The sequence below is a fragment of the Dolomitihabitans soli genome (genome assembly GCF_022213955.1).
GTDB classification, from domain to species: domain Bacteria; phylum Actinomycetota; class Actinomycetes; order Streptosporangiales; family Streptosporangiaceae; genus Streptosporangium_A; species Streptosporangium_A soli.
The window spans coordinates 145,279-162,533 of sequence record NZ_JAKNTW010000010.1 but is presented as its reverse complement, the minus strand read 5'-3'; the positions used below and the strand labels follow the sequence as shown (position 1 = coordinate 162,533).

General features: G+C 69.4%; 11 protein-coding genes. 9 read left to right on the top strand and 2 right to left on the bottom strand.

From position 1 onward, the window contains the following. Positions 1-59: 59 nt before the first annotated feature. The gene (locus MBA17_RS22630; RefSeq protein ID WP_238498733.1) at positions 60-866 is read right to left on the bottom strand and encodes an arylamine N-acetyltransferase family protein; all 807 of its coding nucleotides are present in this window, start codon (positions 864-866) and stop codon (positions 60-62) included. A 288-nt stretch (positions 867-1,154) separates the two neighbouring features. On the opposite strand from MBA17_RS22630, the gene MBA17_RS22625 reads away from it, so the two are divergent. The 9 genes from MBA17_RS22625 (at position 1,155) to MBA17_RS22585 (ending at position 15,451) form a co-directional block, all read left to right on the top strand. After that, complete coding sequence (locus MBA17_RS22625) at positions 1,155-2,933, top strand: non-ribosomal peptide synthetase (RefSeq protein WP_238498546.1); 1,779 nt, start codon at positions 1,155-1,157, stop codon at positions 2,931-2,933. Positions 2,934-2,938: 5 nt separating this feature from the next. Then, positions 2,939-4,870, top strand: a complete 1,932-nt coding sequence (locus MBA17_RS22620) for a B12-binding domain-containing radical SAM protein (protein ID WP_238498545.1) — start codon at positions 2,939-2,941, stop codon at positions 4,868-4,870. After that, complete coding sequence (locus MBA17_RS22615) at positions 4,860-5,999, top strand: acyl-CoA dehydrogenase family protein (RefSeq protein WP_238498544.1); 1,140 nt, start codon at positions 4,860-4,862, stop codon at positions 5,997-5,999. Before MBA17_RS22620 ends, MBA17_RS22615 begins: the two co-directional genes overlap by 11 nt. A gap of 25 nt (positions 6,000-6,024) precedes the next feature. Beyond that, complete coding sequence (locus MBA17_RS22610) at positions 6,025-6,831, top strand: thioesterase II family protein (RefSeq protein WP_238498543.1); 807 nt, start codon at positions 6,025-6,027, stop codon at positions 6,829-6,831. Positions 6,832-6,880: 49 nt separating this feature from the next. Further along, positions 6,881-8,149, top strand: coding sequence for an acyltransferase family protein (locus MBA17_RS22605; protein ID WP_238498542.1), 1,269 nt, complete (start codon positions 6,881-6,883; stop codon positions 8,147-8,149). A 201-nt stretch (positions 8,150-8,350) separates the two neighbouring features. Continuing rightward, positions 8,351-9,310, top strand: coding sequence for an alpha/beta fold hydrolase (locus MBA17_RS22600; protein WP_238498541.1), 960 nt, complete (start codon positions 8,351-8,353; stop codon positions 9,308-9,310). A gap of 365 nt (positions 9,311-9,675) precedes the next feature. Beyond that, positions 9,676-12,858: a non-ribosomal peptide synthetase gene (locus MBA17_RS22595; protein ID WP_238498540.1), complete on the top strand. Its 3,183-nt coding sequence runs from the start codon at positions 9,676-9,678 to the stop codon at positions 12,856-12,858. Positions 12,859-12,881: 23 nt separating this feature from the next. Further along, the gene (gene cmdF, locus MBA17_RS22590) at positions 12,882-14,531 is read left to right on the top strand and encodes a tyrosine 2,3-aminomutase (RefSeq protein WP_238498539.1); all 1,650 of its coding nucleotides are present in this window, start codon (positions 12,882-12,884) and stop codon (positions 14,529-14,531) included. Between the two features lie 35 nt (positions 14,532-14,566). Continuing rightward, positions 14,567-15,451 carry a phytanoyl-CoA dioxygenase family protein gene (locus MBA17_RS22585; RefSeq protein WP_238498538.1) on the top strand — a complete coding sequence of 295 codons (885 nt, stop codon included), beginning with the start codon at positions 14,567-14,569 and terminating at the stop codon, positions 15,449-15,451. Positions 15,452-15,666: 215 nt separating this feature from the next. Here MBA17_RS22585 and MBA17_RS22580 read toward each other — a convergent pair whose 3' ends face one another. After that, positions 15,667-17,250: a 4-hydroxyphenylacetate 3-hydroxylase family protein gene (locus MBA17_RS22580; protein WP_238498537.1), complete on the bottom strand. Its 1,584-nt coding sequence runs from the start codon at positions 17,248-17,250 to the stop codon at positions 15,667-15,669. Positions 17,251-17,255 lie beyond the last annotated feature (5 nt).

The window sequence follows — 17,255 nt, the reverse complement described above, 5'->3', positions numbered from 1 at the left end:
CGAGGCCGTGCCGTACACATGCCTTTTGTGGGAGGGGTACGGGTCTTCGCGGGTGGTGGTCAGGCGTGGACCTTGGGGCCCGTCGGCAGTTCGTCGAGTTCCAGTCCGAACCAGGTGCGGTAGGCCGCGCGGAGTTCGTCGTCGTCCTCGATCACCTGCTTCAGCCGCCGGTCCGGCTCCCGGAGGCTCAGCGTGTTGCCGCTGAGGGTGACCCGGCCGGTGGGCGTCGGGAGGGTGCAGTAGAGGTGCGTGATGTGCGGGGACTCGTCGGAGTGGCGGTACCACCACCACATGTGCAGGAAGTCGTCGATGGTGCGCGGCCGGGTCTCCAGGCGGTACTGCCGGATCCCGTCGCGCATCAGGTCCAGGTCCCCGAACGGGCCCTCGACGAGCTGGAACGTGCCGTGCGGGTCCTCCTGCGGCTCGCGCGAGTCGAAGCGCAGCGGATGCCGGGCGCCGCGGCCGAAACCGACGTCCACCAGCCACGGCTCGGCTGAGTCCGCGGCGACGACGCGCAGCAGCATGTGGCCGATCACCGGGCCCAGCTCGCCGTTCTCGGAGACGCGCCCGGCGAGCACGGTGGCGTCGAAGCCCAGCGCGCGCAGCAGTTCGAAGAAGGCGCCGTTCAGCTCGTAGCACGTGCCGCCGCGCCGCCTGTCGACGATCTTGCCGATGGCGGCGGCGCCGATGTAGATCGGCTTGCGGAGATGGAAGTCGATGTTCTCGAACGGCACCGTCATGACGTGCAGCCGGTGGAGTTCGCGCAACGCCTCGACGGTCGCCAGGGGCGGCCGCGTGGCCCCGATGCGCCGGAGGTAGCCCTCGACGGTCGCGTCGTCCAGTAGCGGTCCGTGCACAGGCGTCATCTCCAAGCCGCGTCCCCGTCATTCACCGAATCCCGTCCTATGACCCTGCCACCGTTAAAGGGTTCGCACATCTTCCACAGTGCGAAGTCGGCGGACGTGTCGCCATTGTTCATCGCAATTCTGGAGATGCATTAAGGTCCGACCTGCCGAGACGATATGACAGTGGTCACCGCTGTGCCATTAAGAATTGAATTGGAAATACCTCTGAACCGGAGGCCCGCCAGATGGCAAATGCCAGGCTCGATATAGCCACGATCGGTGCGCCGGTCGTCGATTTTGGAGGCAGAATTGACTGAGTCGAGCCTTGCAATTCGTGGCGCTTTCGCGGCCGTTCCCGCGAGCGTCGGGTGGTGGGCGCAGGTTCAGCCCAACCAGCCGGCTGTCGTCCACGCGGGCACCGTGTTGACCTATGCCGAACTCTATGAACGTTCGTGCCGGCTGGCGGCGGTGCTGCGCGCCCACGGCGTCACCCGTGGCACCCCCGTGGTCCTCGCCCTCGAACGCTCGCCCGAACTGGTCGTCGCGGCCCTTGGAGTGCTGCTGGCCGGCGGGGCGTACGTCGGGACGGACGTGGACGAGCCCGACGCCCGGCTGGCCGCGATCCTCGCCGACTGCCGCGCTCCGGTCGTCATCACCCGTGAGGCCAGGGCGGAGCGCTACACCGGCGGTGAGGCGCAGGTGCTCTCGGTGGAGCGGATGCTGGAGGAGGAGGGCGTCGCCGGAGAGACCTCTGAGACGCTGCCCGGCGACCTCTTCTACCTCGTCTACACCTCCGGCTCGACCGGCGCCCCGAAGGGCGTGCTGGTGCCGCACGAGGGAGTGGCGAACCTGGTCGGCTGGTACCAGCAGACCTTCGACGTGCGGCCGGGGGACCGGATCACCCAGCTGTCCCGGCCGTCGTTCGACGCCTGGGCGCTGGAGGTGTGGCCGTGCCTGGCCAACGGCGCGACCCTCTGCCTCGTCGAGGGCCGGCTGCCCGACTCGCCCGCGGACCTGGCCCGCTGGATCGCCGCGGAACACGTCACGGTCTGCTTCATGACCACCGCGCTCGCCGTGGAGATGCTCGACCAGCCCTGGGCGGAGTACGGCGGAGCGCTCCGGGTGATGCTGACCGGCGGTGAGAAGCTGCACCGTCACCCACCGGCCGATCTGCCGTTCCGGCTGTTCAACCTGTACGGGCCGACGGAGACGAGCGTGGTGGCCACGTACGCGGAGGTGCCGTGGGACGCGGCGCCGCAGGAGACGCCGCCGATCGGGCGGGCCCTGCCCAACATGCGGACCTACGTCCTGGACGCGCAGCGCAACCCGGTGCCGGCCGGCACCACCGGCGAGTTGTACATCGGCGGGACCGGCGTGGCGCTGGGCTATCTCAACCAGCCCGAGCTGACCTCCCAGCGGTTCCTCGCGGACCCGTTCACACCCGACGTGAACGGCCGCATGTACGCCACCGGCGACCTGGTCCGCGAGTTGCCCGACGGCTCCCTGAGCTTCCTGGGCAGGGCCGACGACCAGGTGAAACTGCGTGGTTTCCGGATCGAGCTGGGCGAGGTCGAGACGGCGCTGCACCGGCTGCCCGGCGTGCGCGAGGCCGTCGTCGTCAAGCACGAGCTGGGCGACCGGCTCGTCGGCTACGTGGTGCCCGCCGATCCCCGCGAACCGTTCGACCCGGCGGAGCTGCGCCGGAACCTGGCCCTGCTGCTGCCCGACTACATGGTGCCCCAGACGGTGACCCCGCTGGACACACTGCCGCTGACCCCGCACGGCAAGGCCGACCGCAAGGCGCTGGCCGTACGTCCGCTGGCGGAGGCCCCGGCCGCGACCGGCGGCGACTTCCACACCGACACCGAGCGTCTGCTGTCGGAGCTGTGGTGCGAGGTGCTCCAGATCGGCGCGGCCGGGCGTGAGGACAGTTTCTTCGATCTCGGTGGCGACTCACTGCAGGCCATGCGCCTGGCGAAGCTGGCCAGGGAACGCGGGCTCAGGATCGCCGCCGACGACGTCTTCGAGTACGACCTGCTCTACGAACTGGCCGCCTCGATCACCGTGGCGGCGGAGACGAAGAGGTGACGGGGATGAAAGCCTGCCTGGTCGAATTGTCGGTCTACCCCAACACTTTGCCGCTGGCCTCCGGCTATCTGCAGACCTACGCACAGCAGGACCCGGAGGTGGCGAGCACCTACGACTTCACCATCTACGCGCCCGAGGTCAACACGTCGGTGCGCGACCTGGTGGACCAGCTGCTGGCCATCGAGGCCGACGTCTACGGGCTGAGCTGCTACCTGTGGAACATGCGCCGGATCATGGACGTGATGAAGGAGCTGGTCAGGCTCCGGCCCGACGCCTACTTCATCCTGGGCGGCCCGCAGGTGATGAACCACACCACCGAGTACGTGCCGCCGTCGTGGGAGCACGTGCTGGTGTGCAACAGCGAGGGCGAGAAGCCCTTCACCGCCTTCCTGCTGGAGGTGGCCGCCGGCTACGACACGGCTCCCGACTTCAGCCGGGTGCCCGGGGTGAGCTACTGGTCCGCCGGCGAGCTGGTGACCACCGACAAGCCGGACCGCATCAAGGACCTCGACGAGATCCCCTCGCCGTTCGCCGCCGGGGTCTTCGACGGGGGCGAGTACACCTTCGCCGTCGTGGAGACCAACCGCGGCTGCCCCTTCAGCTGCTCGTACTGCTACTGGGGCGCGGCCACCAACGACAAGGTGCACCGCTGGGAGCTGGACCGGGTCAAGTCGGATATGACGTGGATCAGCGAGCACGGCATCGAGAGCATCTTCCTGGCCGACGCCAACTGGGGCGCGTTGCCCCGTGACGTGGAGCTGACCCGGCACATGGTGGCCTGCAAGGAACGCAACGGCTACCCGTCGATGGTCGCCATCCAGGCGGCCAAGAACCGGCCCGACCGGGTCACCGAGATCACCGAGATCCTGGTCGACGGCGGCATGCTGACCAGCCAGCCGGTCTCGCTGCAGACGACGAGCCCGCAGGCGCTCGAACTCGTGCAGCGCTCGAACATCAAGGACTCCACCTACGCGGCGCTGCAGGGCAAGCTGCGCGAGAAGCAGATCAGCTCCTACACCGAGCTCATCTGGCCGCTGCCGGGCGAGACCCTGAAGTCCTTCCAGGAGGGCATCGGCAAGCTGTGCGGCACCGGCACCGACGCGGTGGTCGCCTACCCGCAGCTCCTGCTGCACAACACGCCCATGTACGAGCGCCGCGAGATGCTGGGCGTCATCACCATCCGGGTGGACGACCCGGTGGCCGAGGCCGACGTGGTGGTGGGCACGAACTGGGTGACCCCGGAGGAGTTCCAGGAGGGCGTCTGGTTCTACTACGCGGTGATCAGCCTCTACAACGCCCGTTCGGGGTTCTACGTCGCGCAGCGGCTCGAACGCGAGGGCGTCTGCACCTACACCGACTTCCTGCGCCGGGCCGCCGACTACTACAAGACCCGCACCGACACGGCGACCTGCCGGTTCTTCGCCGAGTCGGTGGCCACCCTCGGCAACTACGACATCAACAACATCGGCAAGGTGCTGCACTACGTGCTGCACTCGCACCGCGACGAGATGGACGCCCTGCTGGAGGGCTTCCTGGAGGCGCAGGGGTGGCTGGCCGACCCCGGCATCCGGATGGCCTTCGAACTCGACCTGATCGCCCGGCCGTACGTCTACCGGGAGGCGGTCGTGGCGCCCACCGTGGAACTGCGGCACGCGCGGGTGATCTCCAAGGACCGGTTCCAGCTCGTGGTGGAGCTGCCGCGGGGAGCGGTGGAGCTGCTGTCGACGTTCGAGACCGTCGCGGGCCTGCCGGACGACGGGCCGGTGCGCCTGCGGGTCGACCACGTGGGCCGGCGCAAGATGCCCTACCCCCGGCACCGCAGCCTGGACCACAACGCCGCCTACTGCCAGGCGATGATGAACCGGCTGCGCGACATCCTCCCCGCGTGGACGGCCGTGGTGCCGGACGCCGTGGCCGGAGCGCTCGATGCGCCGTGACATCTTCACCGAGGAGCACGACGCCTTCCGCGACCTCGTCAGGGCTTTCACCGACAAGGAGATCCTGCCGCACTACCGGCGGTGGGAGGAGGAAGGCGTCGCCGACCGGGCCGTCTGGCGCAAGGCCGGCGAGCACGGCCTGCTGGGCATGGACGTCGACACCGTGTACGGCGGCGGCGGCGACCCCGACTACCGGCACCACGCGATCCTGGGGGAGGAGTTGGCGCGTGCCGGGGTGTACGCCCCGACGCTCTCCCTGCACAACGAGATCGCGGGCCTCTACCTGCGCACCCTGACCACCGAGGAGCAGCGGCTGCGCTGGCTGCCCGGCTTCTGCTCCGGGGAACTGGTGACGGCCATCGCGATCACCGAGCCGGACGCGGGCAGCGACGTGCAGCGGCTGCGCACCAGGGCCGTCCGCCACGGCGACCGGTATGTGATCGACGGCCAGAAGACGTTCATCACCAACGGGGCCGTCGCGGACCTCGTCCTGGTGGCCGCCCGCACGGGTGACGGGCCGGCCGGCTCCGCCGTCAGCGTGTTCGCGGTGGAGAGCGACCGGCCGGGATTCGGGCGCGGACGCCGGCTGGACAAGATCGGCATGCGCGCGATGGACACGGTCGAGCTGTTCTTCGACGGGGTGGAGGTGCCGGCCGCGAACCTGCTCGGCAAGGAGGGACGCGCCCTGGCGTACATGATGCGCACGCTGCGGCAGGAGCGGATGATGATCGCCGTGGCGGCGCTCGCCACGGCGGAGCGGGTCTTCGAGGACACGCTGGAGTACTGCCGGACGCGGGAGGTCTTCGGGCAGCCCGTCGGGCGGCACCAGCACAACCGCTTCGTGCTCGCGGAGCTGGCCACGGCGCTGACCGTGGCCAGGTCGTTCACCGACCGGTGCATCGTCGAGCACGGCGCCGGGCGGCTCGACGCCGAAGAGGCGGCGATGGCCAAGTGGTGGAACACCGAGCTGTGCCAGAAGGTGGTGGACCGCTGTCTCCAGCTGTTCGGCGGCTACGGCGTCGTCCGCGACTTCCCGGTGGCCAGGGCGTTCGTCGACACCCGCGCGCAGACCATCTACGGCGGCACGACCGAGATCATGAAAGAGCTGATCGGCCACTCGCTGATCTGACGGCTGAGGAGCCGATGTGACGGTGATGACGCGGTCTTCGTGGTATCTGTCGTTCGACCCCCGGCCCGCGGCCCGGGTGCACCTGTACGGCCTGCCGTTCGCGGGCGGCGGCCCGTCGATGTTCCGGCCGTGGTCGGCGCATCTGCCGCCCTGGATGGAACTGCGGGCCCTCCGGCTGCCGGGCCGTCAGGGCAGGCACCATCAGCCGGCGTTCACCGACTGCGAGGAGGCGGCGGCGGTGCTGGCCGGGTCGCTCGCCCGCGAGTCGGCGGCCACGGGCGTGCCGTACGCGCTGTTCGGGCACAGCATGGGGGCGCTGCTGAGCTATCGCCTGACCCGGGCGCTGCTGCGCGCGGGGGAGCCGGCGCCGGTGTTGCTGGCCCTGGCGGCGTGGCCGGTGCGCGGGGCGACGCGGGCCTGCATGCCCGATCCGGCGGCCGCCGACGACCAGTTCGTCGCGGCCCTGAGCGAGCTGGGCGGGCTGCCGCCCGAACTGGCCGAGGATCCGGCGGTCCTCGCCATGACGCTGCCCGTCGCCAGGGCCGACTTCGTGCTGTGCCGCTCCTACGCCTACCGGGCCGAGCCGCCGCTGCCGGTGCCGGTCCTGGCCCTCGGCGGGACCGGCGACCTGGCGGCGCCGCCGGCGGGCATGGCGGAGTGGCACGACCACACGGAGGATTTCCGGGGACTGCGGCTCTACGACGGCGGTCACTTCTTCGTGCGTGACCATCTTCCGGATCTGGCGGCGGCCATAGCGGGGGAAGTAGGCCGAATTGTCGGAATCGGGGCGGCTGGGCTGGAAGATGTCGCAATACGGAAGATGCACCCCTAATCCGCTGGGACGAAGCTTGTAGGGTCGTTTATCTCCTCAAGGAGCGGCCATGGCAACACATATCGACAGCGGGCCAGGCAAGGGCGCGCCGAACAACGAGCCCCCACAGACTGGCGCCACGAAGCGTCAGTACTTCCCAGAACTCCAGGGAATTCGTGCCATTGCCGTGCTGGCGGTAATAACGATCCATTCGGCGTTCACCGCCGGGCAGATCGGGTTCATGGACTACCAGCCGGAGAACGGCGTCCTGGCCGTGATCATCGAAAGGTTCACCCGAGAGTCCCTGCCGATTCTCTTCGCCCTGTCCGGTTTCCTGATCTATCGCCCGTTCGCACTGGCGACGATCGCCGGCACCCCGAAACCGGCCCTCGGCCCCTATGCCTGGCGGCGCGTGCTGCGCATCTTCCCGGCCTTCTGGCTGGTGTCCATCGTGGTGATGTTCACCCTGGGCCGGGAACAGGTCACCGACGTCCTGTATGCGCTGCGGGTGCTGTCGATGCAGCACGTCTACCAGGCCGGGGCCATTCCCGCCGGTCTTGAGTCGACGTGGAGCATGGCGACGGAGAGCATGTTCTACCTGCTCCTTCCGTTGTTCGCGTGGTTGTTCGACCGGCTTGCCCGCCGGGCGTCCGATCCCGCCGCGAAGGCCCGCAGGATCCTGGTGCCGATCGTCGCCATCATCGCGATCGGTTACGCGTTCAGCGCCTGGAGCCACTCTGCGGCGCTCGGCCCGTACCCGGTCCAGGGCAACTGGCCGCCCGGATGGTTCGGCTACCTCGCGGTCGGCATGGCGCTGGCCGTCCTGTCGGCGGCCGCCGAGACGTCGCCGAAGGCGGTGATCGGGCCGTACCGTCTGATCTCGAAGTATCCCGGCAGGACCTGGGGCTTGGCGCTGATCGTCATCATCCTGTTCAGCTTCTCGCCCATGGGCAACCAGGGCACGTCGAACTACCCGGACACCGCGACCATCATGTTCGACCAGCCGATCGACCTGACGATCGTCTTCCTGCTCCTGGCGCCGCTGACGCTGCCGGGCGTGCGGTCGAAGATCCTCACGACGGTGCTGAGCGTCCGGCCGCTGCAGTTCGTCGGGAAGGTCTCCTACGGGATGTTCCTCTGGCACATCCCGGTCATCCTCTGGTACACCAACGGCACCATGTCATCCGAGAACTTCCCGCTGACCTGGCTGATCGTCCAGGCCGGCGCCTTCGTCCTCGGCGTCGTCAGCTACTACGTCGTCGAGAAGCCGGCGCTGACGCTGCGCAACCGGTTCGGCAAGAAGCCGGTCGAGCCGAGCACTCCCGTTCTCGCACGCTGACCACTCTCCCGGGGAGTCCGCGTTCGCGGGAGCGTGGCGACCCCCGCACCACGACCGGGTCCGGTGGAGGACATGCCACCGGACCCGGTCCTCGCGTGCCTATTCGAGACCGGCCGTGGGGGACGGTCTCGACGTTCCACCAGAACCTGAAAGGGAAATACAGATATGCAGCAAGTCGAAAGAAGCGCGTGGTCGCCGAAGTTGAGGCGAGGACGCGTCGTCGTCACCGTGTTAGCCGCGTTCGTGCTGGCGATGCTCACCACGACGGCCAGCGCGTCCTCCACGACGGGGGTCCCCTCGGGCTTCACGGAGGGTAACGTCGCCGTCGCCGGCGGCAAGATCCACTACGTCCGGGGCGGGTCGGGCCCGGCCATCGTGCTCCTGCACGGCTGGCCCCAGACCTGGAAGATATGGCGCAGCGTGATGCCGGCGCTGGCCGCCGAGCACACCGTCATCGCGATGGACCTCCCCGGTCTGGGCACGTCCACCATCCCCACCGGTGGCTACGACAAGGTGACCACCGCGCACCGGATCCGGGAAGCGGTCAACAAGCTGGGCTTCACCCAGGTGGAGATCATCGGCCACGACCTCGGCGTCCTGGTCGCCTATCCCTACGCGCGCGACTTCCCCAACGAGGTGACCCGCCTCGCGGTGATCGAGTCGCCGCTGCCCGGCTTCGGCCTCGAGGACCTGTCCCGCCTCAGCTGGCACCTTCGCTTCAACGCCAGCCCCGCGCCGATCCCCGAGACCATCATGGACGACGGGGACGTCAGCACCTACCTCGGCATGATCTTCGACTTCAGCTTCAACAAGCCCTCCATCGACCGCGCGACGTTCTACCAGGCGTACGCGAGCCCGGCCAGGCGGACCGCGGGGTATGAGTACTACCGGGCGTTCGTGGCGGACGCGGCGAACAACCAGGCGAACGCGGGCAACCGGCTGGCCATGCCGGTCCTCGCGATCGGCGGGCAGTACTCCTTCGGAACGGGCGTCGCCGCCTCGTTCGAGCAGGTGGCCGACGACGTGCGCACGGTGGTGGCACCGAACGCCGGCCACTTCGTCCCCGAGGAGAACTCTCCCTTCACGATCGCCTGCGCGAACCTCTTCTTCGGCGTCCAGGGCCCCGCTCCGGGCCCGGAACTCGCCGGGTGCGCTCCGTAGTGCCACGCGCCTTCGTATAAACCACGTGTCTTTCGTGTGACCACGTGTCAGGGCCCTCTTCCCGTAGTCGGGGAAGGGGGCCCTTTTGTTGTGGAATGCTCATTTCTCATAAAGCCGATCCTGTCCTTTCAGGAGCCTTTCAACAAGCCCAATGAAAGGCAGCAAGTTGTCCGCGATCGGGCGCTTGTTGTCACGAAACGGGGACGCAGCACGTCAGAAGATGCTGTAAGAGAGGCCGGGGCGTGACGATGACGTGGTGAGGACCGCCCAGAAGTTCCAGCCGCCTAAAGGTGAGGGGGATGGGAGTGACTGAGGCACCGAATGGACGTCTCGAGTCCGGACCGAGAAAAGCCGCGACTTCGTGGATGCAGGACCAGGCGTGGTTTCTGCAGAAACTGGTCCCGGATTCACCCGCGTACAACGTGCACCGCGCCTATCGGATAACCGGTGAACTAGACGTGGCCGACCTGCGCAGCGCGTGGCGGTCGGTCGTCCGCAGGCACGAGGTCCTGCGGACCACCCTGGTGGAGATCGACGGCCTGCCCGTGCAGGAGATCGCGGCCGACTACGACATGCGGACGTTCGCGAACCTGCGGGCCCCGTCGCGCCAGGCGGCCGAGCGGCTCTGCGCCGAACTCGCCGCGACCCCCTTCGACCTCGACGACGGCCCGCTCGCCCGCCTGTTCGTCATCAGAACGGGCGCCGGGCAGAACATCGTCCTGCTGCTGCTGCACGAGGCCGTCGCCGACGACGGGTCGGTCTCGATCCTGGTGAACGAGCTCTCCGAGTGCTACACGGCCCTGGCCGACGGCCGGGCCCTGGACGAGGCGCTGCCGGCCCTCCCGGCCCAGTACGCCGACTACGCCCGGTGGCAGCGCGACCAGACCTCCACCCTGGAGTTCCACCGCCTGCTCGACTGGTGGGTCTCGGCGCTGAAGCCGCCGCCCTCGTCGCCCGCCCTGCCGACGGATCGGACGCGTCCCGCCGGGCCGTCCTTCGACGGCGGCCGCGTGCCGTTCGACTGGGGCGACGACCTGGGACGTTCGGTGGCCGGGCTGGCCAGGGCCGAGGGGACGACGCCCGCCACGGTGCTGCTCGCCGCCTTCCAGTGCCTGCTGCGCCGGCACTCCGGGGAGAACCGCGTGGTGGTCGGGAGCCGGGTCGGCGTACGGCCGAGCCCCGCCTTCACCGGCCTCATCGGTCCCTTCAGCAACCAGCTCGTCCTCTGCGCCGACCTCCCGGCGGGAGCCACCTTCAGGGAGGTCGTCCACCAGGTGGCGCGGGTCACCGGTGAGGCGTACGACCATCGGGAGCTGCCCTTCGACCGGCTGGTGCACGCGCTGAAGATCGACAGGGATCCGCGCAGGATCCCGATGTGCGATGTGATGTTCACCTACCGCGACGAACCGGAACCCGTCCTCGGGCTCGGCGGGACGATGGTCAGAGCGCAGCCGGTGGAGACCGGCGTGGTCAAGACCGACCTCACCCTCGCGGTGGACGGCACCGGGTCCACGCTCGCCGGATCGCTCGCCTACCGGAGCCGCCTGTTCGAGGAGAGGTCGGCCCGGCTCCTGCTGGAGCAGCTGCACACCCTGCTGCTCGTCGCGGTGCGGGCGCCCGACCTGCCGGTGGACACGATCCCGCTGGAGGACCCGGCGCGGATGGGCGAGATGGTGCGCGCGGCGGACCGTACGACGGAGATCGATCCGGAGCTGCGCGCGGTCAACGAACTGGTGCATCGGGTCGCCCGGCGCGACCCCCGCGCGGCGGCCCTGGCCTGGGACGGCGAGGCCGTCTCCTACCGGGAGCTGGAGGCGCTGGCCGCCGGCGTCACGGGCGGCCTGCGGGCGCTCGGCGGGGTCGAGGGCGCGTCCGTGGTGGTCCGGATGCCGCCGGGGCCGCGCCAGGTCGCCACCCTGCTCGGCATCCTCGACGCGGGCGGGTACGTGACCTGCCTGGGGACCGGCGACGTGGGCGAGCGCGGCCAGACGATGCTCGCCGAGCTACGGCCGGCGTGCGTGGTGCTGGACGGCGGCGCGGCCGAGGACGACCTGATCCGCTGGTACGCGTCGGAACTGAACGGCCGGGTCCTCGACCTGGCCGGCCTGCCCGGCGGCGCGGTGCCGAAGCCCCGGGCGGCCGGGGGAGCACTGGACCGGCGGGCCTACGTCGCCTACACCTCGGGTTCCACGGGCAAGCCCAAGGGGATCGCCCAGTCGCACGGCACCCTGGCGCAGTTCGCCACCTGGATGGCGGCGGAGTTCCGGATGCGGCCGGGCGCCCGGGTCGCCCAGTGGGCCGCGCCCGGGTACGACGCCGCGCTCTGCGAGACCTTCGCGGCCCTCGTCGGCGGCGCGACCCTGTGCCCGGTCCCGGACCGGATCAGGGCGAACCCGGAGAAGGTGATCGACTGGCTCGTCGCCGAACGGATCACCCTGCTGCAGACCGTCCCCAGCTTCGCCCGCAAGCTCCTCGACGTGGTCAGGACCGAGGGCTCGGCCGACCGGCTCGGCGCACTCGACCACCTGCTGCTGGCGGGGGAGCCGTTCCCGGCGGAACTGGCCGGCGACCTGCGCGAGAGCCTGCCGGCCGTACGGCTGGTCAATCTCTACGGCGCCACGGAGACGATTCTGGCGACCTGGCACGAGGTCACCGGTCCGGTGTCCGGCATGGTGCCGATCGGCGGGCCCATCCCCGGGCGGCACGTGATGGTGCTGGACGAGTGGGACCGGCCCTGCCCCACGGGTGTCACCGGGCAGATCGTGGTGCGCAGTCCCTACGTCACGCTGGGATACGTCGGCGTGGAGGAGAGCACGCGGGCCTTCGAGCCCGTGCGGCACCTGGAGGCGTCGGGGCGGGGGACCGGCCGGTTCTACCGTACGGGCGATCTGGGGCGCAGGCGGTGGGACGGCCTGCTGGAGTTCCGCGGCCGGGCGGACGCGCAGATCAAGTTCCACGGCACCCGCGTGGAGCTGGCCGAGGTCGAGGCGGCGCTGGCCCTGCACGACTCGGTCGGGGAGTGCGCCCTCGTCGCGACCACCGGGTCCGACGGATGGGTGACCCGGCTGGTGGCGTACATCGTGCCGAGCCGTACCGAGGCGGGCGAGGCGGTCGTGTCGGCGAGCGCCCTGCGCGCCACCCTGCGCCGACGCTTCGGCAAAGCCACGCTTCCCGTGTCGGTGAAGACCGTGGAGGTCCTGCCGCGCAACGTGGGCGGCAAGATCGATCGCGGTCGGCTGGCCACCGCCACCGCCGGCGCCGCGTCCGCCCGCTCCGCCCGCACACCGGAGACACCGGTGGAGGTGGAGCTGGCCGCCATCTGGACTGAACTACTGGGCGTCGCGCCGGAGAACGCGGACGACACCTTCTTCGTGGCGGGCGGGCACTCGTTGCTCGTTCCCCGCCTGCTCGATCGCATCCGCGAGAGGTTCGGCGTCGAGGTGCCGTTGTGGGAGTTCTTCGCCAATCCCACGTTGACCGGCCTGGTCGCACAGGTCCGGGCCCATGTTGTGTCCACTGAAGCCGTTACCCAACCCATGACGGGGTGAGAGATTTGACTCTGGTCGAGACCGTGACGTCGGTTGATTTCGATGGCGAGACCCTGGATGTCGCGGCTGTACGCATGGTCGCGGAGAACCAGGCCACATGCAGCGTCGCAGCGTCGGCGCTGGCCAAGGCCGGAGCCAACCGGCAGATCTTCGAGGACATCATCGAGCAGGGCATTCCCGTGTACGGCGTGACCACCGGTTACGGCGAGATGATCTACATGCTGGTGGACACCTCCAACGAGGTGCAGTTGCAGACCAACCTGGTCCGCAGCCACTGCGCGGGTGTCGGGCCGTACTTCGCGGAGGACGAGGCGCGCGCGATCGTCGCGGCCCGGCTCAACGCCCTGTCCAAGGGCTACTCCGCGGTGCGGCCGGTACTCCTCGAGCGGCTGGCGCTGTACCTCAACCTGGGGATCATCCCCGCCATCCCCGAGATCGGCTCGCTCGGCGCCAGCGGCGACCTGGCGCCCCTCGCGCACGTGGCCGCCACCCTCATCGGCGAAGGCTACGTCCTGCGCGACGGGCGTCGTGTCGAGACCGGCACGGTGCTGCGGGAGCTGGGCATCGAGCCGCTGCAGCTGAAGTTCAAGGAGGGGCTGGCCATGATCAACGGCACCTCCGCCATGACCGGCCTCGGTTGCCTGCTGGTGACCCGGGCCCTGGACCAGGTCCGCCAGGCCGAGATCGTCACCGCCCTGATCTGCGAGGTCATGCAGAGCTCGACGAGCCCGTTCGCGGCCGAGGGACATGACATCGCCCGCCCGCACCAGGGCCAGATGGACGTCGCCGCGAACATGCGGGCCCTGCTGCAGGGCAGCGAGCTGGCCGTGGACCACACCGAGCTGCGGCAGGCGCTCAGCGCCGACCCGAGCCGGCTGGCCGCGCTGAAGGACCGGGAGCCGTCCCGGCCGCGCAGGCGCGATCAGGACGAGGAGGCGGGCGGCGTCCACCGGACCGAGGTCTACCTGCAGAAGGCGTACACGCTGAGGGCCATCCCGCAGGTCGTGGGCGCGGTCAGGGACACCGTCTACCAGGCGAGGGCCACCCTGGCGATCGAGCTCAACTCCTCCAACGACAACCCCCTGGTCTTCGAGGGCAAGGAGGTGTTCCACGGCGCGAACTTCCACGGCCAGCCGGTCGCGTTCGCGATGGACTTCCTCACCATCGCCCTCACCCAGCTGGGCGTCTTCTCCGAGCGGCGGACCAACCGGCTGCTCAACCGGCACCTCAGCAACGGCCTCCCCGAGTTCCTGGTCATGGACGACCCGGGTCTCAACAGCGGGTTCGCCGGCGCGCAGTACCCGGCCACGGCGCTCGTCGCGGAGAACCGGACCATCGGCCCGGCCAGCATCCAGAGCGTCCCCTCGAACGGCGACAACCAGGACGTCGTCAGCATGGGCCTGATCGCGGCCCGCAACGCGCGCAGGGTGATGCAGAACAACACCAGGATCCTCGCGGTGGAGTTCCTCGCCGCGGCGCAGGCGGTGGACCTGTCGGGCAGGTACGACCGGCTGAGCCCGGCCGGCAAGGCGACCTACGACATGGTGCGCTCGCTGGTGCCGACCCTGGAGCGGGACCGCTACATGGCGGACGACATCGAGTTGGTGGCCGCGGCGCTGTCCCGGGGCGAGTTCCTGAGCGCCGTCACGCGCGGTGACACCGAGCTGCTCTGACGAGCACGAGATTATCGGGAGAAAGGTGATTGACGATGGCGGGCCTGATCAGGGTTAAGCCGGACGCCGATCTGGACGGGGTCATCGAGATCCTGGAACGGGACGGGGCGGTGATCGTCGAGGACTTCATCGACGCGGAGACTCTCGCGGGACTGTGGGAGGACTTCGGCCCGGTCCTGGACTCGAACTCCTACAGCGACAACTGGTACGACGGCCTGCGGACGCGCCGGGTGTCCTCGCTGTTCGCCCGTACCGCGAAGCTGACGCCGGTGGTCACCCAGCGGCTCTTCCTCGGGTCGGCCAGGGCCATCATGCAGAAGCCCATCCCGATGTGGATCGGGCGGTCGCGGCAGGAGATCACCCCCAGCATCCAGATCAGCGCCACCCAGCTGGTCCAGATCCACAAGGGCCAGGGCAAGCAGCCCCTGCACCGCGACGACGCGTTGTACCAGCGCAGTCACCCGGGCGCGACCAGCCGCGTGATGGTCATGCTCGCGCTGAGCAAGTTCACCGCGGAGAACGGCGGCACGCAGGTCATCCCGGGCAGCCACCACTGGGACGACGAACGCCCCCCGCACGCGGAGGAGGCGATCCCCACCGTGATGCCCCCCGGGTCCGGCCTCATCTGGCTCGGCGGGGTCTACCACGGCGGTGGCCGCAACGTCACCGACGAGCCGCGCACCGGCATGACCCTCGCGCTGGACCTGGGCAACCTGCGGCAGGAGGAGAACCAGTACCTCGCCGTGCCCAGGGAGAAGGTGCTGGAGTATCCCGAGGAGGTCAGGCGGCTGCTCGGCTACGACCGCTGCCCGCCGGGCCTGGGCTGGTACGAGATGCAGGACCCCTACATCGTGCTGGAGTCGGAGGAGGCCCGCCGCGCGGCGGGCCTGGGCGAGCTGGCGGACAGCCGGTCCGCCTGACCCCCTTCCGCGACCCGGGGCCCCACAGGAAACTGTGGGGCCCCGTCGCATGCCAGGCACGCAGCAGCACGGCAGGCGTCAGTACGGCACGCAAAAGTAACGGCACGCAAAAGTACGGCAGGCATTAGTACGGCAGGCATTAGTACGGCAGGCATTAGTACGGCACGCAGAATACGGCGCCGCCGGCGGAGTGCCGGCGGCGCCGTACCGTGTGGTCAGAAGTCGAACATGTCCTTCTTGACCTGCTTCAGGCTCTCGAACGAGGAGAGGTCGGGGACCGTCCACCCGTCGAGGTCGTACTCGCTGAGGCACTCGTCGACGAACGCCTTGTACCCGTCGACCTGGCCGTTGGCGAGCTGTGCGTTCAGCAGTTCGACCCGCGTGTTCTCGTGGTTGCCGGCGTAGTTGCGCTCGTACAGCTCGTGCCGGCCGCCGAACTCGGTGCCCACGGCGTCCCAGAGGAGCTTCATGACCTTGACCCGCTCGACGGACTCGATGCCGTCCGAGCCGCGGAGGTACTTGTCCAGGTACGGCCGGACGTCGGGGTTCTTGAAGTCGTCGGCGCTGGAGTTGATGTAGATCAGCCCGCTGGCGATGTCCTGGTGGATGATCTCCTTGACCCGCGGGTAGCCGATCTGCATGAACCAGCGGTAGGCCAGGCCGTACTGGGGATTGGGGAGCACCGCGCCGTTGGTCCACTTGATCGGGTTGCGGGCGGCGGCGTCGGACAGGCCCCAGAAGAGGTTGCGCCAGGCGAGCACCTCGCCGATGCGGCTCTGCACGCCGCGGAAGTCCTTGGTGCCGGTGATCTCCACCGCCTTGGCCAGCAGGCCGGCGATGAACTCCAGCTTCACGGCCAGGCGCGTGCACCCGTGGAAGGTGAAGCGCTCGGGGAAGCCGGAGCGGCCGGTGAACAGCTGGACCTTGCCGATGTGGCCGTAGATGAAGACGTTCTCCCAGGGGATGAGCACCTTGTCCATGACGAGGATGGTGTCGTTCTCGTCCAGGCGCGAGGAGAGCGGGTAGTCGAACGGGCTGCCCATGACGGCGGCCGTGGCGGAGTAGGAGGGGCGGCAGATCAGCTTCAGCCCGGGTGCGCCCATCGGCACGGTCGCCACCAGGGCGAACTTCTTGTCCTTGATCGGCAGGCCGTAGTGCGCGATGAAGTTGTAGTGGGTGAGCGCGGAGCCGGTCGCGACCACCTTGGCGCCGCTCACGATGAGGCCGGCGTCGGTCTCCTTCTCCACGTGGACGAAGACGTCCGCGACCTCGTCCGGCGGCCGGTTGCGGTCGACGGGCGGGTGCACGATCGCGTGGTTCCAGAAGAGGACCTTCTCCTGCGACTCCTTGTACCAGCGCCGGGCGTTGTCGGCGAACGGCTCGTAGAAGTCGGCGTTGGCGCCGAGCGTGCCGAGGAACGCGCCCTTGTAGTCGGGGCTGCGGCCCATCCACCCGTAGCTCATCCTGGCCCACGCCGCGATCGCCCGCTGGTTCTTGACCAGGTCCTCGGCGCTGTGCGGGGTGGTGAAGAAGCTGTGCGTGAAGCCGTCGCTGCCGGTGTCGGTCGGCACGATCAGGTCGCCCTGCTTGGCCGGGTCGTGCAGCGCGTCGTAGAGGCGGGCCGTCATCCTGACCGGGTTGTGGAACGCCGGATGCGTGGTGACGTCCTTGACGCGGTCGCCGTAAAGGAAGATCGCACGGTCGTCGCGCAGGCTCTCGACGTATTCGTCGCCCGTCATGGGGCGTGTCTTCGGCCGTGCGTCTTCCGTGGGGAGAGCGATGTCCTGGAGGTCCGTCATCGGAC